20 protein-coding genes and 1 tRNA gene are annotated in these 25,899 nt (G+C 65.1%); 13 read left to right on the top strand and 8 right to left on the bottom strand.

Translation table 11 applies throughout. From position 1 onward, the window contains the following. Nucleotides 1-348, bottom strand: coding sequence for a hypothetical protein (locus PVW48_RS10395; RefSeq protein WP_274581283.1), 348 nt, complete (start codon nucleotides 346-348; stop codon nucleotides 1-3). A 134-nt stretch (nucleotides 349-482) separates the two neighbouring features. On the opposite strand from PVW48_RS10395, the gene PVW48_RS10390 reads away from it, so the two are divergent. Together PVW48_RS10390 and PVW48_RS10385 are read left to right on the top strand one after the other, a co-directional pair. After that, the gene (locus PVW48_RS10390; protein WP_274581282.1) at nucleotides 483-1,004 is read left to right on the top strand and encodes a DUF305 domain-containing protein; all 522 of its coding nucleotides are present in this window, start codon (nucleotides 483-485) and stop codon (nucleotides 1,002-1,004) included. A 167-nt stretch (nucleotides 1,005-1,171) separates the two neighbouring features. Beyond that, a complete protein-coding gene (locus PVW48_RS10385) occupies nucleotides 1,172-1,378 on the top strand; it encodes a cold-shock protein (RefSeq protein WP_012176691.1) in 207 nt (68 codons plus the stop codon). Nucleotides 1,379-1,869: 491 nt separating this feature from the next. Here the strand turns inward: PVW48_RS10385 and PVW48_RS10380 are convergent, their stop codons facing one another. The 4 genes from PVW48_RS10380 to PVW48_RS10365 form a co-directional block, all read right to left on the bottom strand. Then, on the bottom strand, nucleotides 1,870-2,442 hold the full coding sequence (locus tag PVW48_RS10380; protein ID WP_012176690.1) for a hypothetical protein: 573 nt from the start codon (nucleotides 2,440-2,442) through the stop codon (nucleotides 1,870-1,872). Then, a complete protein-coding gene (locus PVW48_RS10375; RefSeq protein WP_274581281.1) occupies nucleotides 2,432-2,905 on the bottom strand; it encodes a hypothetical protein in 474 nt (157 codons plus the stop codon). Before PVW48_RS10375 ends, PVW48_RS10380 begins: the two co-directional genes overlap by 11 nt. Before the next feature lie 364 nt (nucleotides 2,906-3,269). Further along, nucleotides 3,270-4,097: a 2,3,4,5-tetrahydropyridine-2,6-dicarboxylate N-succinyltransferase gene (gene dapD / locus PVW48_RS10370; protein WP_274581280.1), complete on the bottom strand. Its 828-nt coding sequence runs from the start codon at nucleotides 4,095-4,097 to the stop codon at nucleotides 3,270-3,272. Nucleotides 4,098-4,200: 103 nt separating this feature from the next. Next, complete coding sequence (locus tag PVW48_RS10365; RefSeq protein WP_274581279.1) at nucleotides 4,201-4,830, bottom strand: hypothetical protein; 630 nt, start codon at nucleotides 4,828-4,830, stop codon at nucleotides 4,201-4,203. 180 nt (nucleotides 4,831-5,010) lie between these two features. On the opposite strand from PVW48_RS10365, the gene PVW48_RS10360 reads away from it, so the two are divergent. Then, on the top strand, nucleotides 5,011-5,871 hold the full coding sequence (locus tag PVW48_RS10360) for an LOG family protein (RefSeq protein WP_274581278.1): 861 nt from the start codon (nucleotides 5,011-5,013) through the stop codon (nucleotides 5,869-5,871). Nucleotides 5,872-6,130: 259 nt separating this feature from the next. Here PVW48_RS10360 and gltB read toward each other — a convergent pair whose 3' ends face one another. Beyond that, the gene (gltB, locus tag PVW48_RS10355; protein ID WP_274581277.1) at nucleotides 6,131-10,669 is read right to left on the bottom strand and encodes a glutamate synthase large subunit; all 4,539 of its coding nucleotides are present in this window, start codon (nucleotides 10,667-10,669) and stop codon (nucleotides 6,131-6,133) included. Between the two features lie 214 nt (nucleotides 10,670-10,883). Then, nucleotides 10,884-12,323, bottom strand: a complete 1,440-nt coding sequence (locus tag PVW48_RS10350; RefSeq protein ID WP_274581276.1) for an NAD(P)-dependent oxidoreductase — start codon at nucleotides 12,321-12,323, stop codon at nucleotides 10,884-10,886. Between the two features lie 220 nt (nucleotides 12,324-12,543). Here PVW48_RS10350 and PVW48_RS10345 point away from each other — a divergent pair, with 220 nt between their 5' ends. The 4 genes from PVW48_RS10345 (at nucleotide 12,544) to xrtE (ending at nucleotide 21,010) form a co-directional block, all read left to right on the top strand. Beyond that, nucleotides 12,544-13,347 (top strand): undecaprenyl-diphosphate phosphatase, encoded by an 804-nt coding sequence (locus PVW48_RS10345; protein ID WP_012180249.1) that lies wholly within the window; start codon nucleotides 12,544-12,546, stop codon nucleotides 13,345-13,347. Nucleotides 13,348-13,749: 402 nt separating this feature from the next. Further along, nucleotides 13,750-18,933 carry an SdrD B-like domain-containing protein gene (locus PVW48_RS10340; protein ID WP_274581275.1) on the top strand — a complete coding sequence of 1,728 codons (5,184 nt, stop codon included), beginning with the start codon at nucleotides 13,750-13,752 and terminating at the stop codon, nucleotides 18,931-18,933. 134 nt (nucleotides 18,934-19,067) lie between these two features. After that, on the top strand, nucleotides 19,068-19,274 hold the full coding sequence (locus PVW48_RS10335; protein WP_162017717.1) for a hypothetical protein: 207 nt from the start codon (nucleotides 19,068-19,070) through the stop codon (nucleotides 19,272-19,274). A 107-nt stretch (nucleotides 19,275-19,381) separates the two neighbouring features. Further along, nucleotides 19,382-21,010, top strand: a complete 1,629-nt coding sequence (gene xrtE / locus PVW48_RS10330) for an exosortase E/protease, VPEID-CTERM system (protein WP_274581274.1) — start codon at nucleotides 19,382-19,384, stop codon at nucleotides 21,008-21,010. A gap of 22 nt (nucleotides 21,011-21,032) precedes the next feature. On the opposite strand, the gene PVW48_RS10325 is transcribed toward xrtE, so the two are convergent. Then, nucleotides 21,033-22,016: a complex I NDUFA9 subunit family protein gene (locus PVW48_RS10325; protein ID WP_012180246.1), complete on the bottom strand. Its 984-nt coding sequence runs from the start codon at nucleotides 22,014-22,016 to the stop codon at nucleotides 21,033-21,035. 275 nt (nucleotides 22,017-22,291) lie between these two features. Here PVW48_RS10325 and PVW48_RS10320 point away from each other — a divergent pair. The 6 genes from PVW48_RS10320 (at nucleotide 22,292) to lptB (ending at nucleotide 25,897) form a co-directional block, all read left to right on the top strand. Beyond that, a tRNA-Leu gene (locus PVW48_RS10320) sits at nucleotides 22,292-22,378 on the top strand. Between the two features lie 42 nt (nucleotides 22,379-22,420). Then, nucleotides 22,421-23,032, top strand: a complete 612-nt coding sequence (locus PVW48_RS10315) for a ribonuclease D (RefSeq protein ID WP_274581273.1) — start codon at nucleotides 22,421-22,423, stop codon at nucleotides 23,030-23,032. 9 nt (nucleotides 23,033-23,041) lie between these two features. Beyond that, nucleotides 23,042-24,004, top strand: coding sequence for a KpsF/GutQ family sugar-phosphate isomerase (locus tag PVW48_RS10310; protein WP_274581272.1), 963 nt, complete (start codon nucleotides 23,042-23,044; stop codon nucleotides 24,002-24,004). A 3-nt stretch (nucleotides 24,005-24,007) separates the two neighbouring features. Continuing rightward, nucleotides 24,008-24,610: a hypothetical protein gene (locus PVW48_RS10305; protein ID WP_012180243.1), complete on the top strand. Its 603-nt coding sequence runs from the start codon at nucleotides 24,008-24,010 to the stop codon at nucleotides 24,608-24,610. A 13-nt stretch (nucleotides 24,611-24,623) separates the two neighbouring features. Then, on the top strand, nucleotides 24,624-25,136 hold the full coding sequence (gene lptA / locus PVW48_RS10300) for a lipopolysaccharide transport periplasmic protein LptA (RefSeq protein WP_012180242.1): 513 nt from the start codon (nucleotides 24,624-24,626) through the stop codon (nucleotides 25,134-25,136). Continuing rightward, nucleotides 25,133-25,897 (top strand): LPS export ABC transporter ATP-binding protein, encoded by a 765-nt coding sequence (gene lptB / locus PVW48_RS10295; RefSeq protein WP_012180241.1) that lies wholly within the window; start codon nucleotides 25,133-25,135, stop codon nucleotides 25,895-25,897. The genes lptA and lptB overlap by 4 nt, the downstream gene beginning before the upstream one ends. The last annotated feature ends 2 nt before the right edge of the window (nucleotides 25,898-25,899 follow it).

Raw genomic sequence — 25,899 nt, 5'->3', positions numbered from 1 at the left:
TCAGTCTTCGTAAAACGCGGTGGTCTGGGCCACCACCACGGAATTCTCGTCCAGCGCCCGCTGCATCAGCGCGCGCTCGTCGTCGGAAATGTCGTGGCCGTCCTCCAACCGCTCGTCGAGCGTGCCATAGCCCGTCACCTCCAACGGGTTGAGATCCGCCTGCTTGAGCAGCGCCACGGTCTCCCGCACGGCCTCGGCCTCGTCCACGCCGGAGGCATAGCACATCAGCGCCGCGCCCGTGGCCGCCTTGGGCAGGCCGTCATCCTTGGCCCGGCCCACCTCCACCAGCAGGGTATAGACCTGGTGCGGGCGCTTGGCGGGTTTGTCGGTCTTGGGATTCCGGGCCATGGCCCCCTCCGGGTTCGGGATCGCGCGAGACCTAGCACCACAACCCGACCGAGACCAGAGGCCGCCCGCGCGCGGGAACGATCCCCGGCGTCGGACGTTTGACCCATGACACCCACCAACCCCGGGAGATCGGCATGACCCAGCATGACACCCCCCACACCGGCGCGCACGAATCCGGCACCGGCGCGAATTACGGCCGGTTCCTGGCCATGATCGCCACCTCGACCGCGGTGATGTACGGGCTGATGTATCTCAACACCTATGCGCTCGACCACGTGTTCTTCTCGCAGACGCGGGCCTGGATGGCGCTCTACATGGGCGGGGCCATGGCGGTGGTGATGCTGGCCTTCATGCTGGGGATGTATTCCAACCGCCGCGCCAATATCGCCGTGTTCACGGGCGCGGTGCTCGCCTTCGCGGCGGGGGTCTTCCTGGTGCGGTCCCAAGACACCGTGGGCGACGTGGCCTGGATGAAGGCGATGATCCCGCACCATTCCATCGCCATCCTGACCAGCGAACGCGCGACGCTGTCGGACCCCCGCGTGCGCGCCCTGGCCGACGAGATCATCGCCACCCAGCGCGCCGAGATCGCCGAGATGAAGCGCTACATCTCGCAGATCGAGACCGCCGCGGAGGCAAGTGACCCTGCGTCGTGACCGGGGCGGCGCGCGAATATCGCTTGCTTAATTGCGCACAAGAGCCTAGGGAGAGCGGGTTACGTTACCTCTATCGAAAATCCTGCTCCTTACGGCTCAGTGTCTCGATCTAGCACTGACATAGCCGACCTGCCGCATCCTGCGGGCAGCAAACAAGGAGACTTACGATGGCCACTGGCACCGTAAAATGGTTCAACGCAACCAAAGGTTTTGGATTCATTGCCCCCGATGGTGGCAGCCGCGATGTGTTCGTGCACATCTCCGCGGTTGAGCGCGCCGGCCTGACCGGCCTCGAGGACAACCAGAAGGTTACCTTCGACATCGAATCCGGCCGCGACGGCCGTGAAAGCGCCGCCAACCTCGCGCTGGCCTAAGCCCGGTCCCGTTTCGGGACAGAGCTGACAATTTCGAACGGGCGTATCGGCAACGATGCGCCCGTTTTGCGTGTGGGGGTCGGGTCCACGCGATCCGGGAGCAGGGTGCAGAGCCGCGCCAGCCCCTGCCCGGGGGAGGACGCTCATGGGCTCTGGGCTAGAGAGCTTTATGGCCGCCACGCACATCTTCGCTACAGGCTCCGCGCGACCCCGACCCAAGCGCCAACCCGCCGGACCGGGCAGGCGCCGGCGCGGCGGGCCTGCGGCCCTCGTCCCGCGCCGGGCGCCATAACCAACGACCTCTCTGATTGCCCTACAGCGCACCGATTGGCTCAGCGGACCTTTGCGTGGTCCAGTTGGCCAGATCTAGAGTGGACGAAAACGGTTGTTATCGCCGGTGACGGAAACGGTTGAGTTTTGGTAATTTTTAGGAGCATCCGGTTTTAAGTCTTTTTGGCATTTTTCTACGCTATTGTAGCTGGCTGAGCCGATTATTGCGTTTCCAACGCTAGCGCACCGGACACAGAATTTACAACGATCATCATAGTGGAGATGTTCGAGACGACTCGATTTACTGTCGTGCGACCTTCAGAATTTGCAGCGGCGTCCGGGCCAAAGTCAATTTCCTGAAGCCTACCCATCAATTCAGCTAGTGCCAAACTTTGGTCACTAGAATAGCGCGCGAGATCGGCTGCAGTCTCGATCTCCGCGTTCCTTACCAGCTGGATAGCACCCTCATCGATTTGTGCGACGGCCTCTATTGACACGACGAGTGCCTGTAAGTCGTCTGTCTGCAAATCCTGAAACAGTTCCGCAGCTGAAGTAAGCCTCTCTATCGCAGCAGAAGTTGCTTCTAAGGAGTTAACGCTCGTCTCAGCCTGCTCAATTTGTAGCAGCACTTGGTGGATTAGCGCCAAACCTTCGAGAGTATTTACTGCCGCTTCTTGAAAGCGTGCCAGCGTCTCCTCCGAAACCGATCCTGGCGGAGGCTGGAAGAACCATGCATGAGCGGGCAACGTATAAACTACGGCGCTGAGGAGTATACCGAGAAGTCTATTGCGCAATGCTGCATCCTCTTAAAATATCGGTGAAGTCACTTGGAAAATCGCCACGCTCAAGCAAAGGAGCAGCTATTCTAAGAAAGCCAGGCGATTGATATGTTTGACACATGTCCCGCTGGACTAGTTCCCACGTTTCATCATCGATAAGACCACCGTCACGGTAAATGTATTGTTCTGAGAAAAAGCTAAGTGTCTTTTGGACGAAAACTGTTTCTTCTAGCTGCGGAGGCTCTACTCCAAAAAGCCTCTCAGCGAGATCAGCGTTTGCCGCTAGAGCATCATAGAGGTCTCTACCGTGCGCAAGCGAGGTTCCAATGGCCTGCGCTTGAACGGCTTGGCGGGCCAGGTAGAACTGCCGAGCGCTGATGACAACGGACACAATTAGAACGATTGCTGAGATTATCGAAATGATCGCAGCGGTTGAGGCAATCTCGTCTTTGTATGTCTTGAGGAAAGCCAAATTCAAATGCCTTTCTGTTGGTTGATGCGTACCACGCTCCTCAATCAGTGAAGCAGATACCGGTCATCTTCGCAGTTTAGCTGGCTCGCGCAACCCCAAAGGGACAGCACGGATTTCGGTGATGCCAGAATTGAGACCCAAACCCCCTGACAATACCTATACGCCAAAATCCGTCACCTATAAGCCAAAATTCGTCGTTTTTGTCACTCGCGGTACTTCGCCCGCAAGCGTTGAAAAGTCTTGCGCCACAAACCCATGGCAAAACCGTCTTCAGGTTTGTCACGTTCTTGGCCGAGGCTTGGCTTCAAGGCATTGCTGAGTCGCTCCCCACGGACCTGCCGCGGGGAGCATGGTAAGCGGTCCCGCAGGCTTAATCGCGCAGCAGCTCGTTGATGCCGGTCTTGGAGCGGGTGCGCTCGTCGACGCGTTTGACGATCACCGCGCAATAGAGGTTGATTCCGTTCTTCGACGGCATGGACCCGGCCACCACCACGGAATAGGGCGGGACCTCGCCATACATGACCTCGCCGGTCTCCCGGTCCACGATCTTGGTGGACTGGCCGATGAACACGCCCATGCCCAGCACCGAGCCTTCACGCACGATGCAGCCCTCGACCACCTCGGAGCGCGCCCCGATGAAGCAGTTGTCCTCGATGATCGTCGGGCCGGCCTGCATCGGCTCCAGCACGCCGCCGATACCGACGCCGCCCGACAGGTGCACGTTCTTGCCGATCTGCGCGCAGGACCCGACCGTGGCCCAGGTGTCGACCATGGTCCCCTCGTCCACGTAAGCGCCGAGATTGACGAAGGACGGCATCAGCACCACGCCCGGCGCGATATAGGCCGACTTGCGCACCACGCAGCTGGGCACCGCGCGGAAGCCCGCCTTCTCCCAGGCGCCGCTATTCCAGCCGAGGAACTTGCTGTCGACCTTGTCCCACCAGCCGCCGCCCTGGGGGCCGCCCGACTGCGCCTCCATGTCCTTGATCCGGAACCCCAGCAGCACCGCCTTCTTGGCCCACTGGTTGACATGCCAGAATCCGTCCGCACCGCGTTCGGCCACGCGCAGCGCGCCACTGTCCAGCGCGTTCAGGGTCTCTTCGATGGCCTCGCGGGTCTCGCCCGTGGTGGCCGGAGAGATCGTGTCGCGCGCCTCCCAGGCGGCCTCGATGGCGGTTTCAAGCTGAGCGTTGGACATGGGCTCCCCTCCGAGCGTGCAGATCAATTCCGCTGGCTATAGACGACCCCGCGCGGGGCTGCAATTGCACGCGCCCCGCTGCGCTTGCGCCGCGACCCCGCGCCTACCGCCCCGCGCGCGAACCTGCATGACGCTCCGCCTCCCCCGACCGGGCGCGCAGGTCGTCCGGCCTCCGCTCGGTCAGCGCCCCGCCCGGCCCGTCCGGTCCCCGCAACGCCCGCGCCACCGTCCGCGCCGAGAGCGTGAAATCCACCGCCACCGAGACCAGGATCCAATCCCCCAGCCGCCCCACCGCCCCACGCAGCACCAGATGCTCGAAATGGGCCTGGCCGAGCACCTCCCAGGACCCGGCCGCCCGCTGCTCGGCGGTCAGGGCGGCATGGGTGTCCACCGCAAACCGCGCGGGCGGCAGCTCCGCCTCCACCGCCGCATGCAGCGCCGCGCCAGACACCCCCAGCCCGTCGCAGATCCGCGCCATCATCGCCCGCTCCGCCGCCCCGTCGCGCACCCCGAACCCGTCGCTCACCAGGCACTGCACGGCGGGCCGCAGGGTGATCGGCGCCTCCAGCGGCGGCGCCCGCCAGGCCCGCGCAGCATGATCCCAGTGGTTCAAGACCGCCGGGCCGGGCACCAATCGCGCCGCCCAATGGGCCGAAAACCCCCTGAAATCATCGAACCGCTCGAACGGCACCACGTCCAGCGACCTGGTCCCCACCGCAATGCTCAAAGCCACGCGCACCCCCAACCAACAGAACCGGCCCCTGCCACCCGCGCAAATTACCCCGGTCCCGCGCGGACCCGCAAGCATTCCGCACTCGGGCCGCACGAGACGCCGCAGATCGGGCGCTTGGTCTTGCGTTTCCGACAAATCCCGGCACGGTGGACACTCCCGTCCCCCCACAAGGCAGCAGCGATGAGAGACGACCACAAGCAAGGCCCCTTCCGCGACGCCCACCAGGATGTGGAAACCGCCGAGAGCATCCCGGACACGCCCCAGACCCGCGCCCCGGCCTACCGGCTGGCCTTCGACGACCCGGATTTCCTGTGCCGCGAGGAACTGCGCCCGGTCCGGCTGCAACTGGAACTGCTCAAGCCGCAGATGGTGCTGGACGAGCGCGGGGTGGAAAGCACCATCGTGATGTTCGGCGGCGCGCGCATCCCGGCCCCGGCCGACAAGGCCAGCGCCCGGACTGAAACACTCGCCGAGCTGTCGGGCTATTACGAGGAGGCCCGGAAATTCGCCTATGCCATGACCCAGAAAAGCATGGAGACCTATGGCCGCGAGAACGTGATCGTCACCGGCGGCGGGCCGGGGGTGATGGAGGCGGGCAATCTCGGCGCCCACGAGGCCGGCGGCGCGTCCATCGGGCTGAGCATTGTGCTGCCGCACGAACAGGCCCCGAACACCTATGTGACGCCGGACCTGTGCTTCAACTTCCACTATTTCGCGATCCGCAAGATGCACTTCCTGATGCGCGCCAAGGCCATCGCGGTCTTCCCCGGCGGCTTCGGGACTTTGGACGAGCTCTTCGAATCCCTGACCCTGATCCAGACCGGGCGCATGTCGCGCCTGCCCTTCCTGCTCTTCGGGACGGAGTTCTGGAAGACCATCATCAACTGGGACTCCCTCGCCGAGGCCGGCACGATTTCGGAGGAGGATCTGGACCTCTTCCGCATGGTCGACACCGCCGAAGAGGCCGTCGCCCTGATCGAGGCCTGGGACGGCGAAACCGGCTGGCGCGACAGCCTGCCGGGACGCAGCCAGAGGGTCTGATCACGACCCTTCGCGGGCCGCGCCCCCTGCCTCAAGTCTCCAAATATCCTCGCCGAAGGCCCGCGCCACAGGCGCGGTGCAAGCGGTTTCGAAACCGCTTGGGCACACCACTCCAACGGCAGAGCACCGCAGGGCGATCGCGAGTCCGGCACGGCTTGGCCTGCCGCGGACGCAAGGCCGGACCGGGGCACGGCATGCCCGACCGGCCACCCGACAAGCGGTTTCGAAACCGCTTGCGCCCGGCGGCGCCGCTTGCGCCTTACTCCGCCGGGATCGCGCTGTCCTCGATGCCGAGCGGCGCGGGGATATGGACCAGCATCTCCTTCGGGCAGACCTGCAGGAAGTTGGCCTTCTCGATGTCCCAGTGCTGCAGGATATCGGCGGCCTTGCGGCTGCCGGTCTCCGCCAGGTGGCGCTCGATCAGGCCCTTGAGCTGGCCCTCCCAGTGATCCACCGTCACCGGGCAGGTCACCAGCGTCTCCATGTTCATCATGTCCGGCGCGCGGCCCGCAGGGTCATAGAGATAGGCCATCCCCCCGGTCATGCCCGCGCCGAAATTCGCGCCGATCTCGCCCAGGATCACCGCCACACCGCCGGTCATGTATTCGCACCCGTTCGAACCGCAGCCCTCGATCACCACCTTCGCGCCGGAGTTGCGCACGGCGAACCGCTCGCCCGCCCGTCCCGCGGCGAAGAGATAGCCGTCGGTCGCACCGTAGAGCACCGTGTTGCCGATGATCGTGTTCTCATCCGCCTTGAGCGGCGAGCCCAGCACCGGCTTGACCACCACCGTCGCCCCGGACAGACCCTTGCCCACGTAGTCGTTGGCATCGCCCGAAACCTCCAGCTTCAGCCCCGGCGCGCCGAACGCCCCGAGCGACTGCCCCGCGGATCCCTCCAGCTTCACCGTCAGGTGATCGGGCTGGAGCGCGTTGCGCATCCCGAAATTGGTGACGATATGGCTCGACGTGCGCGTCCCGATGGTCCGCAGCGTGTTCTGCACCGCATAGGACAGCTGCATCTTCTCGCCATCCTTGAGGAACCGCGCCGCGTCCGAGACGATCTGCGCGTCCAGCGTATCGGGCACCGGGTTGCGCGGCTTGTTGCGGTCGTAGACGATATGCTGCGCCCCATCCACCGAGATCAGCAGCGGATTGAGGTCGAGATCGTCCAGATGCGCCGAGCCGCGGCTGACCTGGCGCAAGAGATCCGCGCGCCCGATCACCTCGTCAAGGCTCCGCGCCCCGATGGCGGCGAGCACCTCGCGCACCTCCTGGGCATAGAAGGTGATCAGGTTGACCACCTTGTCGGCGTTGCCGGTGAACTTGGCGCGGAGCTCCTCGTCCTGGGTGCAGACCCCCACGGGGCAGGTGTTGGACTGGCACTGGCGCACCATGATGCAGCCCATGGCAATGAGCGCCGCGGTGCCGATGCCGTATTCCTCGGCCCCCATCAGCGCGGCCATGACGATGTCGCGCCCGGTGCGCAGACCGCCATCCGTGCGCAAGGTCACGCGGTCGCGCAGGTTGTTCATCGCCAGCACCTGGTGCGCCTCGGTCAGGCCCATCTCCCAGGGCAGACCTGCGTATTTGATCGAGGTGGCCGGCGAGGCCCCTGTGCCGCCATTATGGCCCGAGATCAGGATCACGTCCGCCTTGGCCTTGGCCACACCGGCGGCGATGGTGCCGACGCCGGAAGAGGCGACCAGCTTCACCGTCACCTTGCAGCGCGGATTGATCTGCTTGAGGTCGTAGATCAGCTGCGCCAGGTCCTCGATGCTGTAGATGTCGTGATGCGGCGGCGGGGAGATCAGGGTCACACCCTTGGTCGAGTGCCGCAACCGCGCGATCAGGTCGGTGACCTTCATGCCGGGCAGCTGGCCGCCCTCGCCGGGCTTGGCGCCCTGGGCCACCTTGATCTCCAGCTCTTCGCAGTGGTTCAGGTACTCGGCAGTCACCCCGAACCGCCCCGAGGCCACCTGCTTGATCTTCGCGGACGGGTTGTCGCCATTGGGCTCGGGCACGAAATGGGCCGGATCCTCCCCGCCCTCGCCGCTGTCGGAGCGCGCGCCGATCCGGTTCATCGCCACGTTCAGGGTCTTGTGCGCCTCCGGGCTCAGCGCGCCCAGGGACATCCCCGGCGTGACGAACCGCTTGCGGATCGCGGTGACGCTCTCCACCTCCTCGATGGGCACCGGCGCGCCGAGCGGCGAGATCGCCAGCAGATCGCGCAGATGGATCGGCGGGTTGGCCTGCATCGCCTTGGAATACTGCTTCCACAGCTCATAGGACGACCGGTTGCACGCCGCCTGCATCAGATGCATCGTCTGCGCTTCCCAGGCGTGCTTCTCGCCCGACCGCCGCGCCTTGTAGAACCCGCCGATGGGCAGCACATCCTGCCCCCCGCGCCAGCCGCGCGCATGCACCTCTTCGAGCTTGGTCTGGATCCCCGTCGTCCCGATCCCGGAAATCCGGCTGGTCATGCCGGGGAAATACTCCGCCACCATGGCGCGGCTCAGCCCCACCGCCTCGAAGTTCAGACCCCCGCGGTACGACGAGATCACCGAGATCCCCATCTTCGCCATGATCTTCAACAACCCCTGGTCGATGGCATTGCGATACCGCGCCACCGCCTCGGTCAGCGTACAGTCGAGCAGCCCGCGCCGGATCCGGTCCGCCAGGCTGTCCTCGGCGAGATACGCGTTCACCGTGGTCGCCCCGCAGCCGATCAGCACGGCGAAATAATGCGGGTCCACGCATTCCGCCGCCCGCACGTTCAGCGAGCAGAACGTCCGCAGCCCCTTGCGCGTCAGCCAGCTATGCACCGCGGAGGTCGCCAGGATCATCGGCATCGGCACCCGGTCCTCGGACTGGCCCAGGTCGCTCAACACGATATGGGCCGCGCCGGAGCGCACCGCATCCTCGGCCTCGGCCCGGATGCGCCCGAGCTCGCGGCGCAGGGTGTCGCGATCCTTGCCCGCCGGGAAGGTACAGTCGATGTAGCACACCGACTCCCCGAACTGGGCGATCAGACGCTCGAACTGGGCATTGCCCACGAACGGGCTCTCCAGCACCAGGATCTCCGTCTGCTCGGAGGTCTCGTCCAGCACGTTCTTGAGGTTGCCGAACCGGGTCTTGAGGCTCATCACCCGGTATTCGCGCAAGGAATCGATCGGCGGGTTGGTCACCTGGCTGAAATTCTGCCGGAAGAAATGGCTCAGGGGCCGGTACTGGTTCGACAGAACCGCGGGCGGCGTGTCGTCGCCCATCGACGCCAGCGTCTCCTTGCCGTCCTCGGCCATGGGCACGAGGATCTGCTCCAGCTCCTCGATGGAATAGCCCGCCGCGATCTGCCGCTTGCGCAGCTCGCCCCCCTCGTGGATCGCCACCTCGGTCACCTTGGCCAGGGCACTGTCGAGATCGGTGATCTTGCCCACCCACTCGCCGAACGGCTGGGAGGCCGCGAGCTTGTCCTTGATCTCGGTGTCATGGAAAAGCCGCCCCTCTTCCATGTCCACGGCCAGCAACTGCCCGGGGCCGAGCGCGCCCTTCTCGACCAGGTTCGCCTCGTTCACCGGGACCATGCCCGCCTCGGACCCCGCGATGACCAGCCCGTCGCCGGTCACCACGTACCGCATCGGACGCAACCCGTTCCGGTCCAGCCCGGCGCAGACCCAGCGCCCGTCGGTCATGGCCAGCGCAGCGGGGCCGTCCCACGGCTCCATCACCGAGTTGCAGTAGGAATACATGTCGCGCCAGGCCTGGGGCAGCTCCACCGCCTGCTTGGACCAGGATTCCGGCACCAGCAGGGTCTTGGCCATGGGCGCGTTCCGGCCCGAGCGCACCATCACCTCGAACACCGCGTCCAGCGCCGCCGAATCCGACGACCCCCCCGGGATGATCGGCTTGATATCCTCGGCCATCTCACCGAACGCCGCCGAGGCCATGCGGATCTCGTGGCTCTTCATCCAGTTGATGTTGCCCTTGAGCGTGTTGATCTCGCCGTTATGGGCCAGCATCCGGAACGGCTGCGCCAGCCACCACTGCGGGAAGGTGTTGGTGGAATAGCGCTGGTGATAGATGGCGAAGGCCGATACGAAGCGCGCATCCTGCAAGTCGGGATAGAACTCGGCCACCTGCTCGGCCAGCATCATGCCCTTGTAGATGATCGACCGACACGACAGCGAACAGATATAGAGACCCGCAACCTGCGCCGCCGCCGCCGCCTTCTCGATCCGGCGGCGGATCACGTAGAGTTCGCGCTCGAAGGTCTCTTCATCCACGCCCTTGGAGTTGGAGATGATGATCTGCTCGATCTCGGGCCGGGTCGCGTTGGCCTTCTCGCCCAGGCACGAGATGTCCACCGGCACATGCCGCCAGCCATAGATGTGGTAGCCCAGGCGCAGAACCTCGGATTCCACGATGGTCCGGCAGGTCTCCTGCGCCCCGTGATCGGTGCGCGGCAAGAACACCTGGCCCACCGCCATCAGCTGGTCCATCTCCGGCTCGTGGCCGGTATTGCGCACCTGGTCATAGAAGAACTCGACCGGGATCTGCACGTGGATGCCCGCCCCGTCGCCGGTCTTGCCGTCCGCATCCACGGCGCCCCGGTGCCAGATCGCCTTCAGGGCGGTGATGCCCGCCTCGACCACGGCGCGGGACTTCTCGCCCTTGACGTTGACCACGAGGCCCACGCCGCAGGAGGAGTGCTCTTCCTCCTCCGAATACATGCCGTTTTCGGCCAGCCACTTGCGCTTGGCCTCTTCGGCGGCGGCCCAGTTTGCGTCATACTTGGTCATGGCGTGTCTCCTGGCGGGGGAGGGGCGTGCGCCGCGCTCCGGGTGATTTCGGTGTTTGGTGCGCCCCGTTACGGGAACCCGTGCGGGGCGCGTTGCGATTTTTAATTGGGTCAGCGGTCCTGACCGTTGCGTTTTTTGGCGTTAACCGGATGCCATACACTTGCCCGACACTTTGCCGACAGGTGTCCGACCCCGATCCGACCGGGGTCGGGCCCTATTCCGCGGCCACGGATGTGGCCTTGGCGTTGAATTTCTCCAGCATGGCCTCGGCGGCCTCGCGCCCGTCCCGGATGGCCCAGACCACCAGGGACGCGCCGCGCACGATGTCGCCGGCCGCATAGACGCCGGGCAGCGCGGTCTCGTGAGTGCGGAAATCCGCCTTGATCGTGCCCCATCGGGTCACTTCCAGCGCTTCCTCGCCCCAAAGCGTCGGCAGGTCCTCGGGCTCGAAGCCCAGCGCCTTGATGACGAGATCCGCGTCCTCGATGTAATCCGCGCCCTCGATCACCTCCGGGGCCTGTCGGCCCGTGGCATCCGGCGCGCCGAGACGCATCTTCTGGACCATGACGCCGCTCACATCCGTATCGCCCGCGAACCCCTGCGGCGCGGTCAGCCAGACGAATTCCACGCCCTCTTCCTCGGCGTTCTGTACCTCGCGTTGCGAGCCCGGCATGTTCGCGCGGTCCCGGCGATAGAGGCATTTGACGCTGGTCGCGCCCTGGCGCGTCGCCGTGCGCACGCAATCCATCGCCGTGTCGCCGCCGCCGATGACGACCACGCGCTTGCCCTTGGCGTTCAACTCGCCGCTGTCGAACTCCGGCACCGCGTCGCCAAAGCTCTTGCGGTTCGACGCCGTGAGGTAGTCGATGGCCCGCACGATCCCGTTCGCGCCCGCGCCCGGACCGCCCAGATCCCTTGATTTATAGACGCCCGTGGCGATCAGCACGGCGTCGTGCTTCTCGCGGATCTTGTCGAAGGAGATGTCCGTGCCCACGTCACAGTTCAGCTCGAACGTCACCCCGCCCTGCTCCAGCTGGTCGTTGCGGCGCATGACCACGTCCTTTTCCAGCTTGAAGCCCGGGATCCCATAGGTCAGCAGGCCGCCCGCGCGGTCGTAGCGGTCATAGATCGTGACCTGCACGCCCTGGCGGCGCAGCACGTCCGCCGCCGCAAGCCCACCCGGGCCCGCGCCGATGATGCCGACGCTCTCGGGGCGTTCCTGGGCGGGGGTGATCGGCTTGACCCAGCCCTTTTCCCAGGCGGTGTCGGTGATGTATTTCTCGACCGAGCCGATGGTGACGGTGCCGTGCCCGGACTTCTCGATCACGCAGTTGCCTTCGCACAGGCGGTCCTGCGGGCAGATGCGGCCGCAGATCTCGGGGAAGGTGTTGGTGGCCTGGCTGAGCTCATAGGCCTCTTCGAGCCGGCCTTCGGCGGTCAGCTTGAGCCAGTCGGGGATGTTGTTGTGCAGGGGGCAATGGCTCTGACAATAGGGCACGCCACACTGCGAACAGCGCGAGGCTTGCTCGGCGGCCTTCTCGGCGGCATACTCCTGGTAGATCTCGTCGAAGTCCTGCTTGCGCGTGTCCGCATCCCGTTTCTCGGGCATGTCCTTCGGGATCTTGACGAACTTGAGCATCGGCTGGTTGGCCATAAAGTCCTCCTAACTAGCCCGCGCTGTATAAAGCCGCTTTTCGGCAAATAAAAGTCACATTTACTGACCTAGTTCGCAAAAATTCCATCGGGGACGTTGGGAAACAATGAATCTCGACGTATTTTATGTCAGGATTACTGACTTATACCGCATCAAATGTTCGTTTTTCTTTTACTTTCCGCGCCGATAACGTGCGGCACGAATCAATGACCGGGCGCGCGTGACCCTTTTTCATCTTATCCTAGTGGCCGTGATCCAGGGGCTGACCGAGTTTCTGCCGGTCTCTTCCTCGGGGCATCTGATCCTGCTGCCTGAACTCAGCGGCATGGCGGACCAGGGGCAGGTGATCGACGTGGCCGTCCATGTGGGCACGCTCTTTGCGGTCGTGCTCTACTTCCGCGCAGACGTGGCGGTGGCCGTGGCCGGGGTCGGGCGGCTGATCCGGGGGCGGATTGACACCCCGGGAGCATTCCTCGCGCTGTGCCTGCTGATCGCGACGGTGCCGGTGATGGTGGTCGGGCTGGCGCTGAACCTGACGGGGCTTGACCAGGCCTTGCGGTCGATGGCGGTGATCGGCTGGACCATGCTTATCTTCGGGATCGTGCTCTACTGGGCGGACCAGAGGGGGCCGGTGACGCGCAAGGCCGGGGCCTGGACCCTGCGGCATGCGGCCATCATGGGCCTGTGGCAGGCGCTCGCGCTGATCCCGGGCACGTCACGGTCGGGCATCACGATCACCGGCGCGCGGCTTCTGGGCTACGGGCGGGAGGATGCGGCGAAACTGTCCATGCTGATGTCGATCCCGACGATCCTTGCTTCCGGCGGCCTGCTGGGCGTCGAGGTTGCGGCACAGGCCGATTGGGCCCTGCTCAAGGACGCCGCGATCGGGGCGGTTTTCGCGTTCGGCGCAGCACTCCTGGCGCTGACGCTGATGATGCGCCTGCTGCGCACGGTGAGCTTCACCCCCTACGTGATCTACCGCGTCTGCCTCGGCACGATTCTGCTGATCATCGCCTATTCCTGACGCCACGGAAGCCGATTTTTCCGCGGTGCAGCGTTTCCGAACGGCGGATTATCTTGTGGAAAGCTTCAGATTGTCAGGAAATTTATTACTTGAATTCAGAGCCTTGCAGGTCGCCTGGCGCAAAGTCTTAACAAACCATTAATTTCCTTGCGGGATGAGCGGATTTTCGCATACGAATTATCGAGTATTTCGTAGTGGAGTAATGGTTCCGTTCATGGGTCAATGTGTACGATCAGAACGGATTGGGTAAAAGACATTGACGGTGTTGTGTAACGAGTGGCCTTCGGGCGTGCTTTCATTGTCTTTGCGCGTTTTTCGTGTGTGCATCACTGCCCCCATTTCCCCGCTGAACACAAAGCGTTCGGGGAACGGCCCGAACAGGTCTGACGAGGGAACAGTGTGATGACCACCACTTATGAGTTTACGGCATTTTCCGAGGACGATCTTGTCCGGCAGGGCACTATCGGAAAGGGTCTGGGTGTCGGCGACAAGTTCGTCATGCCCGCAGGGGCGACTTACACCATCTCCACCACGGATGACGACAACAAGCTATCCGGCGACAAGGACGATGATGCCACGGATTCCACGGGCCAGTATGCGGTCGTGAACGGTGTCGAGGTTCCCCACAAACAGGTCTACATCGAAAAATATTACGTGCTCAAAGGCTCGGACGGCAAGACCTACAAGCTCGCCGAGATCGAGATCGAGGATTACAAGGCTCCCGGCCAGGGCGATGATTTCTTCACCTTCATCGGGGACGTCCCCCCGGCCGGTGTCGAGCTGAAGGTCAAGGACGACAGCGGCAGCAAGGGCATCGAATACGCCAAACTGGGCGCGGGCCCTCTGGAAGGCGATACCGGCGGCAAGACCACCTTCGTGATCGAAGCCGAAGACATGAACGATAACGGCTTCCGCACGGTGCATGGAGATCAGGCCTCCGGCGGCGAACTGGTGAAGCTGGAGGGGCACGAGGGTCGGCTGTCGACCCATTTCGACGGCCCCTCGGCCACCTATGATCTGACGCTCTTTGCCCAGGACGAATGCGACGGGGAATCCCGGATCAAGGTGTTCATCAACGGCGTGCTGGTCGAGAGCTTCAAGCTGGACAACGACAATGACGGCGGCGGCAGCGACAATGGCGGCTTCAGCGCCTTCACCATCGAAGGTTTGCACATCCCCCAGGGCGCCAAGATCGAGATCAAGGCCGAGCGTGACGACGGCGAGTGGGTGCGGATCGACAAGATCGAGCTGACCACCGACGACTCGGCCCCGGCCAACACCGCGCCGGTCTTCGACAACCTGCCCGACAACGGCATCCTGCATGTGGATGAGAACGAAACCGAGATCTTCAACATCGACAGCACCGATGCCGAGGGCGACAGCTTCACCTACAGCATCGTGGGCGGGCGCGACGGCGCGATGTTCGAGATCGACCCCCACACGGGCGAACTGAGCTTCAAGACCGCCAAGGATTTCGAGAATCCGACCTCCGGCGGCAACAACAACACCTATGACGTGACCGTGGCCGTCACCGACGAGAACGGCAACGCGACGACCAAGGACCTGTGGGTCAAGGTCAAGGACGTGGACGAGCCGAACCCGACATGCATCGTGATCGAAGCCGAGGACATGCATCTTTCGGGTTACTCCGTCGAGCATAATGGCGACGCCCATGGCGGGGCCAACATCAAGCTCGCCGAACATTGCGGCGTGGCGGAGACCGTGTTCTCGGGGCCCTCGGGCACCTATGACCTGAGTGTGTTCTCGATGGACGAGAACGATGGCAACGGCGCGATCGACGTGTTCGTGAACGGTCACTACGTGGACACGATCTGGCTCGACCAGGGCAATGACGGGCAAGGCGGCGCGAATTCCGGTTCGACCTTCTCCGAAGATGTCTTCCAGGACCTGATGTTGAACACGGGCGACGTGATCAGCCTCGTGGGCTACATGAATGGCGGCGAGTTCGCGCGGATCGACAAGATCGAGCTGTGCCAGGACGGCAAGACCTGCCCGCCGGATTTCCTGAAGCTCGACTTCTCGGGTCTGACCAGGGGCACCACCGTTTCGAACCAGTTCGAGGGCGTGACCATCACCGCCCAGAAGGCGGGCGACGGGGCCGGATCGCCCAACGACGCGATGATCTTCGACAGCAACAATCCGACCGGGGGCGATCACGACCTGGGTTATAACGGGCTGGGCAACATCCTGATCATCTCCGAGGACAATGACGCGTCCGATCCCGACGACAATGCCCATGGCGGCGTCATCACCTTCGACTTCGACGCGCCTTCGGACCTGCAGAACATCCGTCTGCTGGACATCGAGGAGAGCGGCGGGACGATCAAGCTGTTCGACGCGGATGGTACCCTGATCAAGACCGTGGGCATCCCGGCGGCGGGCGACAACTCCAACCAGCTGATCGATCTGGATGCGGCGGATGTCGGGTCCATGCAGATCCATCTGGTGGGCTCCGGCGCGGTCGATGACCTGTGCTGGAAGCCGGGCGAACCGGCACCGGAGCCGGCCTCCATCGCCGGGCGCTATTTCTGCGACGAGAACGACAATGACGTGGATGATGGCGAGCCGGGCGTCGCGGGGGCGACGGTCGAGTTGCTGGATGCGGCCGGGAACGTGGTCGCGACCACGCAGACCGACGACACGGGCGGTTACAGCTTCACCGGGCTGGACGCGGGCACCTATGCGGTGCGCTTCGCCCCGGACGCAACCGGCAAGACCTTCGTGGCGCAGGATGTGGGCAACGACGCCGATGACAGCGATGTCGATCCGACCACCGGGACCACCGGGCCGATCACGTTGATGGCGGGCGAGGACAAGACCGACGTGGATGCCGGGGTCGAGGATCCGGGTACGGCGTCGGTGGGCGACACCGTATGGTTCGATGCGAATGGGAACGGCCTGCTGGATGGTGGCGAGAGTGGCGTGTCCGGTGTGAGCGTCACCCTGACCGGGGCTGGCGCCGATGGCGTTCTGGGCACGGCGGATGACACCAGTGTCACGGATGTGACCGACGGCAACGGCGAATACCTCTTCGAGGGGCTCGATGCCGGGTCCTACAAGGTGACCTTCGATGCCTCTACTACGGGGGGGCTTGTCTTCACGACCGAAGGTGCGGCGGCGGACGATGCGGTCGATGGCGACAGCGACGCGGACGCGACCACGGGCATGACCGAGGCGTTCGAGCTGAGCATCGGCGAAGCCGAGCGCGACATTGACGCGGGTCTGGTCGATCCGGGCACGGCGACCCTTGGCGGGCGCTATTTCTGCGACGACGACAAGGACGGGCTGGAGGACAGCGGCGAGCCGGGTCTTGCCGGTCTGACCGTCGAGCTGCTGGATGCGGCGGGTAACGTGGTGGATGACACCACCACCGGGGCGGACGGGTCGTACCTGTTCACCGGGCTGGAGGCAGGTACCTATTCGGTGCGGTTCCAGGCCGATCCCGATGGCAAGGAGTTCGTGGCCCAGAATGTCGGCAGTGACGACACCGTGGACAGCGACGTCGACCCCAGCACGGGTGTTTCCGATCCGGTCGTCGTCGGCGTGGGTGAGGACGTGCGCGACGTGGATGCGGGCGTGGCAGATCCGGGCACGGCGGCCATTGCCGGGCGCCTGTTCTGCGACGAGAAAGACGACTCGGTCGACAATGGCGAGCCGGGTGTCGGCGGCGTCGAGGTCGCGCTGCTGAACGCAGCCGGTGAGGTGATCGGCACCGCGACCACGGCAACCGACGGCTCCTACGAGTTCACCGGCCTGAACGCCGGGGATTACTCGGTGCGCTTCCCGACCGAGGTGGATGGCAAGGTCCTCGTCGACAGCAATGTCGGCGGCGATGACACCATCGACAGCGACGCGGACCAGGGCACGGGCGAGACCGGAACCATCACCCTGGCCATCGGCGAGCGGTCGGAAGACAACGACGCCGGGATCGAGGATCCGGGCACGGCGTCCCTGGCGGGTCGCTATTTCTGCGACGAGAACGACAACGATCTCGACGACAACGAGCCGGGCATCGCGAATGCGCGGGTCGTGCTGCTCACCGCGGCGGGGGCCTTCGTGGCCGAGACGGTGACCGCGGCGGATGGCTCTTACGAGTTCACCGGTCTCGCGGCGGGGGACTACAAGGTGTCCTTCGCCCCGGATGTGCTGGGCAAGGTCTTCGTGGCGCAGGATGCCGGTGACGATGCCATCGACAGCGACGTGGATCCGAACACCGGCGAGACCGGCGTGATCTCGGTGGCCATCGGTGACGCGATCACCGACGTGGATGCCGGGGTCGAAGACCCGGGCACCGCGTCCCTGGGCGACAAGGTCTTCCTCGACGCCAACGGCAACGGCGTGCAGGACGCGGGCGAGGCCGGTGTGGCCGATGTCACCGTGCTGCTGCTCGACGAGACCGGTGCGGTGATCGGGACCACCGAGACCGACGATCTGGGCATGTACAGCTTCGGCGGCCTGGATGCTGGCACCTACGCGGTCCAGTTCGTGGAGCCGGACGGGTTCGACTTCACCACGCCGAATGTCGGGGGCGATGACACCGCCGACAGCGATGCGGAGGCCAGTGGCATCACCCAGCAGGTCACTTTGGCGATCGGCGAGAACAACCCGACCCTCGACGCGGGCCTCGTGGTCGAGAACGGCGATCCGACCCCCATGGACGACATGGGCAAGATCTGCGCCAACGAGCTTCTGACCCTCGATGTCCTGGCCAACGACACCGATCCCGATGGCGACGGCCTGACGATCACCGAGGTCAACGGCAACGAGATCATTGACGGTCAGACGCTGGAAATCGACGGTGTGTTCGTGACCCTGAACGGCGGGTCCCTGACCTTCGACGGGGAAGCGGCCTTCGAGGCGCTCGACATCGGCGAAGAGGCAGACGTGACCTACAGCTATACCGTGACAGACGGGAATGGCGGCTTCGCCCAGGCGGATGTGGATGTCACCTTCTGCGGGACGGCGGAGGATCTTGCGGACATCGCACTCAGCTTGCCCGTGCAGGTAGAATACCAGATCATCGACGGCTACAACCTCGGGAACAGCGACGCCTATACTGTGCAGCTGACGAGCACAGATGCGCGCCTCGATGGGCTCATCACCGAGGCGGCATACTGCGTCAGCGCGTTCGATCCGGCAGCCGCAGGACCGGACTTTGCGACGGCCCCGGTTCTCGGCGGGAACCTGTTTGTGGCTGATGCAGCTCTGCTGCCGGACAATGTTCTGGACGGTCAGGTTGGGATTAATGGTCAAAGCGCCGAGGAAAATCTCGATCTGGTCAACTGGATCCTGAACCAGGACTTCGAGAGCCAAGGTTTCACAGACGCCGAGGTTCAGGCAGCGATCTGGGGCCTGACCGATAGCATTGATTTCATCCCTGGCATCTTCGGTGACCTTGAGGATGTTCGCGAGATCGTTGCCCTCGCAGAAGCGAACGGGGAAGGCTTTGAAGCAGGCGCTGGAGATGTGGTCGGTCTGATCATCGATCCGAACCCGGCGACAAGCACAAACTCACAGCCGTTCATCATCGGAGTGGAGTTCGACAATATCGACTGCCTCTGCTGAGTTCAAAACAAAGGGAGGCAGAATGCTTCTGCCTCCTGACATTCGCCTAAAGGCATCTTCGAATGGCGATGCGCCGCCTGTAATTCTTAGGACCTACTTTGCGCATGAAGGGGTCGCTCACAGGGAGTTTTCCCATGGTACGTACCGCACTTACGACGGCATCGATCACGATGTTCAGTGCAGTCGCAGCGTTCGCCACACCTACTGGTGGCTGCGACCCTCTTACAGGCGCAGGCTGCACACCCGTTCCGGAAATCAGCGCCCTCGAAGGCACTGCAGCGCTCGCCGCTGTTGTCGCCATCGTGGCTCTGGTCTGGGAGCGTCGCCGCCGCGCGGCCTGAGACCCCGTCTCAGACATGACAATCGGGCGGCCCCGGGGTGAGTTTTGCCACGGGGCCGTTCCATTTTGGCCCCTGTCCCGTCCGCTTTGCCAGAGATAGATCCCGCCATGAGCGCCTTTTCCGAGACACCGCAGACCAGATCCACGCAGCGCCTCGCCTGGGGTGTCACGGGTGGCCTCGTCGTGGTGGAGTTGTTGGTGATTTCCCTGCTCTACCAGCATAATTTCGAGTTTACCTGCCGCGACCTTGCTCCGGACGGGTTTTGTGCCTTTGCCAGCCGGATCGTGCCCCGCATCCTCGGGTTGCTGGCAGCTTTCGGCGTCTTCGCCATGGCTCACGGCGCCCTGGTGCAGGACACCCTGCGTGTGCCCGGCCCGATCCGCAGCGGCGTCAGCCTGAGCCTGGCGGGGTTCGCGCTGGCGCTGGCGCCGTGGTTCTTCCTGAGCGACGCCGCCAGCCCGGCGCTGGTCTTCGCGGGCGGTGCAGGGTGGCTTGTGGGCGCGGCGCTGGCCGGGATTGGCGCGGCCCTGATCCTCGCGCCCTGGCCCGCCTGGCGCGGGCTGATCGCGCAGAAGGGCGTCCTGCTCGCCACGCTGCTCGCGGCCGGCCTCGCCCTGCCGGAGCTCTCGGACCTGATCCAACCCCTGTGGCGCGCGGACTGGGTGACGGAGATCACCTTCCAGGCGGTCCTGTGGGTCTTGAACGCTGTGGGCTATGGCACGGAGGCCTACCCCGAGACCAAGATCATCGGCATCCTCGGCGCAACGGAAGCGGAGAATTTCTTCGTCGCGGTGGGGCCGCAATGTTCGGGGGTCGAGGGCTTCGCGCTGATCTCGGTGTTCCTGACGGTCTACATGCTGCTCTTCCGGCGGGATCTGGCCTTCCCCCATGCGCTGCTGCTGTTCCCGATCGGGATTGTGCTGAGCTGGAGCTTCAACGTGGTGCGGATCGCGGCACTCCTGAGCCTCGGATACGAGGTGTCACCGGATCTGGCCATCGGCGGGTTTCACAGCCATGCGGGCTGGCTCGCCTTCACGACACTGTCGGTGGGGCTGATCCTGGTGGCGCGGCACGTGGCGTTCTTCAACAAGGCCGAGGCGGTCGCCACCGCGCCCGCGCCGCTGCCGCCGTTCTTCGAGGATCCGGTGGCCGCCAAGGTGCTTCCCTTCGCGATCTTCATGGTGTCGGCGCTGCTGGCGTCGACATTTTCCGAGACACCCAGCCTGCTTTACCCGTTCCGGGCGCTGGCCATGGCGGCGGCACTTGCGCTGTTCTGGTCCGTGCTGCGCGCGCTGCCCTGGCGGCTCGACGGGCTGGCGGTCGGATCCGGGCTGGCCATCGGGGTGCTTTGGATCGTCACCGGTCCGGAGGCGGGGAACGGGCCGCCGCCTTTCGGCGCGCTGACCGGCGGGATGCTGGCGCTGTGGATCACCGCCCGGGTGATCGGGACGAGCCTGCTGGTGCCGGTGATCGAGGAGCTTCTGTTCCGCGGCTACCTGCTGGAGAAGCTCGCGCCCGCGGGCAAGGGGCTGCGAATGGCGATTGCGGTGGTGATCAGTGCGGGGCTTTTCGCGGTGCTGCATGACCGCTGGATCGCGGCGGGGCTGGCCGGGCTGGTCTTCGGCGCGCTGGTCTACCGGTCAGGCAATGTCACCGACGCCATCGTCAGCCACGGGGCTGCGAACGCCTCCATCGCGGCCTGGGCATTGGCGACGGGGGCCTGGCACATCATCTGAGCCGCGCCGGTTCGGGGCGCCCTCAGGTCCGCAGGTTCTTGCCGGATTTCTTCATCTCTTCGTACTGTCCCGCCGGGCGGAAGCGCCACAGGTACTCGGGCAGCACCGCCTCCAGCGCGACCGGCTCGATCCCCAGATCGTCGAACCCCATGGCATCCGCAGCGACCACGTTGTCCTTGGCGAGGTTGCGCACCTGGTCGTGGGTCAGCATGCCGTTGTGGATGATCCCCAGCGAGAGCTTCTGCACCAGGTCGAGGGTCATGCCCATCACATGGGCGACCGGGAAGGGGACGTTGACGATCAGGCGGCGGCGGTCGATGACAGAGAGCATATGCGCCATAAGCTCGCGGAAGCTGTTCACGTCGGGCCCGCCCAGTTCGTAGATGCCGGGTTTGGCCTGGCCGAGAGCCGCCTTCACCGCGGCGCGGGCCACGTCATCCACATAGACCGGCTGGAACTTCGTCTCGGCGCCGACCACGGGCAGGATCGGTCCGAGGCGCGACATGGAGGCGAAGCGGTTGAAGAACTGGTCCTCGGGCCCGAAGACGATGGAGGGGCGCAGGATCACGGCCTCTGGCATGGCCTGGAGCACCGCCTGCTCGCCCTCTGCCTTGGTGCGGGCATAGTCGCTCTTGGCGGCAGGGTCGGCCCCGATAGCGGAGATCTGCACAAACCGGCCGACGCCGGCCTCGGCAGACAGGCGCGCGACCCGGGCAGCACCGTGGCTCTGCACCAGGCCGAAGGTGTTCTTGCCGGTCTCCGACAGGATGCCGACGCAGTTGATCACGACATCGGCGCCGGTCACCGCGGCCTGTACAGAGGCATCGTCGCGGATGTTGCTCAGGATCGGTTCCACCTGCCCCACGGCGCCATAGGTGCGCACGAACAGGGCCTCGTTCGGGCGGCGAACCGCGACGCGTACGCGCCAGCCCTCTTGCGCCATGCGCCGGGCGATATAGCGGCCCACGAAGCCGGACCCTCCAAAGATGGTCACGAGTTTGGACATCTTGTGCTCCTTGATCCCGAGTCGTCTGAGGGTTTAGCGAGCGGGCAAAACCGCCACAAGGCGCAGGTCGTCGCGCCCCCGGCGCGCAAGGTCACAATGCCCCCGGCGCGCAAGGTCACAATGCCCCCGGCGCACACGGCAAAGATGGCCTCTGGGCAGGCGGATCGCGACCGGGATGCCGCGCCCCGAAAGCGGCGCGAAAAATCTCCGGAAATCACGAACGGGGCCGTTGACTCCCCCCGCAACCGGATGTACCTCCCCGGCTCACGACACCTGCCCAGGTGGCGGAATTGGTAGACGCGCTAGCTTCAGGTGCTAGTGTCCGTATGGACGTGGAGGTTCGAGTCCTCTCCTGGGCACCATTCCCCTTCCGCCGCCATTTCGCGAGTTCACGAGGGGATCCCATGACCAATCATTTGCATTCACATGACCTGCCCGACGGGCTGGACCTCGGCCCCGTTGTGGCGATCGACACCGAAACGATGGGGTTGGTGCCGGCGCGTGACCGGCTCTGCGTGGTACAACTGTCGTCCGGGGACGGGGACGCGCATATGGTGCAGATCGCCCAGGGACAGACCGAGGCCCCGAACCTGACCCGGATGCTGACCGATCCCAAGGTGCTGAAGCTGTTTCACTATGCCCGGTTCGACGTCGCGGCCCTGGAAAACGCGTTCGGGGTGCGGACCGCGCCGATCTATTGCACCAAGATCGCCTCGAAACTGGTGCGCACCTATACGGACCGGCACGGGTTGAAGGCGCTGCTCAGCGAGGTGCTGGGCGTCGATGTGTCCAAGGCGCAGCAAAGCTCGGACTGGGGGGCGCCGACCCTGTCGGCGGCGCAGCTGGATTATGCGGCGTCGGACGTTCTGTACCTTCACCGGTTGAAAGAGGCGCTGGACGGGATGCTTGCGCGCGAGGAGCGGACAGAGCTGGCGCAAGCCTGTTTCGAGTTCCTGCCCACGCGCGCCCGGCTCGATCTGGGCGGCTGGTCCGAGATCGACATTTTCCATCACTGAGTGGGCCCAATGAGCAGCGACACCTTTCTCGACATCGCCCGCCGGGTCATCGCGGTGGAGGCCGAGGGCCTTGCGCAGCTGGCCGCCGGGCTCGACGACAGTTTCGCCCGCGCGGTCGACACGATCCTGAGCGCCAAGGGCCGGGTGATCGTGTCGGGCATGGGCAAATCGGGCCACATCGCACGCAAGATGGCGGCGACTTTCGCGTCGACCGGGACGCCTGCGCATTTCGTCCACCCCGCCGAGGCGAGCCATGGCGATCTGGGAATGATGGCGGCGGGCGACGTGGTACTGGTGCTGTCGAACTCGGGCGAGACGCCGGAGCTCGCGGATCTGGTGGCCTACACTCGGCGGTTCCGCATTCCGCTGATCGGGGTGGCGAGCAATCCCGACAGCACGCTGTTGCGCCAGTCCGACGTGGCGCTGGTGCTGCCCAAGGCGCCGGAGGCCTGCGGGACCGGCATCGTGCCCACCACCTCGACCACCATGACCCTGGCCCTGGGCGATGCCCTGGCGGTGGCCCTGATGGAGCATCGCGAGTTCAGCCCCCAGAATTTCCGCGACTTCCACCCCGGCGGCAAGCTGGGCGCGCGGCTGTCCAAGGTCGGAGATCTGATGCACAAGGGCACGGAGCTGCCCCTGATCGCCGAAGACGCCGCCATGGGCGACGCCCTGCTGGAGATCAGCCAGAAGGGATTCGGCGTGGTCGGGGTGACCCGGGACGGGCTGCTGACGGGCGTGATCACCGACGGGGATTTGCGGCGGCACATGGACGGGCTGCTGGGGCTCGCGGCGGGCGACGTGATGACCCGCGATCCCCTGACCATCACCCCCGACGCCCTGGCCGAAGAAGCCGTGGCGGTGATGAACGCGCGCAAGATCACCTGTCTGTTCGTGGTGCCTGAGGACGGGCCGAAGGCGCCTGCCGGGTTCCTGCATATTCATGACTGTCTGCGGGCCGGGATCGGCTGAGCCATGCCGCGCGCCGACAACCGCTATTCGCAGTTTGTCCTGGCGGCGAAGATCGTCCTGCCGCTGCTGGCGCTGGGGCTGTTGTCGAGCCTGTTCCTGCTGTCCGGCGTGCAGGATGGCGAGCAGACGATCCCCTTCTCGGATATCGAGCTGGAGGAAATCGTCGAGGGCCAGCGCATCCTGCGCCCGCGCTACCAGACGGTTCTGGACAGCGGCGCGCTCGCACGGTTCACCGCCGAGAGCGCCCGGCCCGATATCGGCAATCCGGACCGGTTCATGGCCAGCGAGATCACCGGACGCATCCTGCAGAATGACGGGCTTCAGGTCGATATCCGCGGCGCAGAGGGCGTGATGGACAATGCCAGCCGCACGGTCCGCATCGAGGGCGGACTGCGGCTGTCGCGCACCGACGGTTACACGCTCAGCACCGAAGGGGCAGAGGTGCGGCTGGACGGCCAATGGGGGGAGACCACGAGCGACGTGATCGTGCTCGGCCCCGGGCTGACCCTGAGCGCCGGGCGGGCACGGATGCAGCCCGACGCCGCGACCGGCAACCGGGAGGTGGTGTTCACAGACGGGGTGAAGCTGGTATATACCCCCCAGTGATTTCGGAGGCCGCATGGTGGATTTCAGACGCATCGCGATGTGCACGGCACTCGCCCTGGGCCTCGGCCTCCCCCTTCCCGCGCCGGTCTGGGCGCAAGGCTCCCAGGTGGCCCTCGGAACAGCCCGGGTGGACCGCGACGCGCCCGTGGAGATCGACGCGGACAGCCTGTCGGTGAACCAGCAGAACGGCAGCGCGGTGTTCTCCGGCAATGTCCAGGTGACGCAAGGCGCGCTGCGGCTGGAGGCGGACGAGGTGACCGTCAGCTACGACCCCGGGAGCGACACCACCGCCAGCGAGATCCGCGAGGTGCGCGCCGAGGGCAATGTCCTGATGGTCAGCGGACCCGATGCCGCCGAGAGCCAGAGTGCCGTCTACACCCCCGCCAGCAACGAGATCCGGCTGAGCGGCGACGTGCTGCTGAGCCAGGGTCCGGTGGTGATCGCGGGGGACGCGCTGGTGGTGGACCTGCTGACCGGGATCGGCGAGATGGAGGGGCGCGTCCGCACCGTCCTGCAGCCGGAATGAGCGCGGACGGACCGGACCTGTCGGTGACCGACGGCACCCCGGGGCTGCGGGTGCGCAACCTGCGCAAGAGTTACAAGCGCCGCCCGGTCATTCGCGACGTCAGCCTGGAGGTCACGCGCGGCGAAGCGGTGGCCCTTCTGGGTCCGAACGGGTCGGGCAAGACCACCTGTTTCTACGCCATCGCCGGGCTGCTGGCGCCGGAAGCCGGGATCGTGTCCATCGACGGGCGCGATGTGACGCTCCTGCCGATGTATCGCCGCGCCAAGCTGGGCATCGGGTATCTGCCGCAGGAAATGTCGATCTTCCGCGGGATGAGCGTCGAGGACAACATCCGCGCCATCCTGGAGGTCAATACACGGGACCGGACCACCCGGATGGAGCGGCTGGAAGAGCTGCTGGCCGAGTTCAACATCGAGCACCTGCGCCGCACTTCGGCCTTGGCCCTGTCGGGCGGCGAGCGGCGCAGGGTGGAGATCGCGCGCTGTCTGGCCGCGGATCCGAAATACCTGCTGCTGGACGAGCCTTTCGCGGGGGTGGACCCGATCGCCGTGGGCGATATCCGGGCGCTGGTCGCCCAGCTCAAGACCCGTGGGATCGGCGTGCTGATCACCGACCACAACGTGCGCGAAACCCTGGAGATCGTGGACCGGGCCTATATCCTCCATGACGGGGTGGTCCTGATGAGCGGGACCAAGGACGAGGTCGTGCGCGACGAAAACGTCCGTCGGGTCTATCTCGGCAACACCTTCACGATGACCTGAGG

Source organism: Dinoroseobacter sp. PD6 (assembly GCF_028807315.1).
Classification (GTDB): domain Bacteria; phylum Pseudomonadota; class Alphaproteobacteria; order Rhodobacterales; family Rhodobacteraceae; genus Dinoroseobacter; species Dinoroseobacter shibae.
The sequence above is the reverse complement of the archived record's forward strand: the minus strand, read 5'-3'. Positions and strand labels throughout refer to the sequence as shown.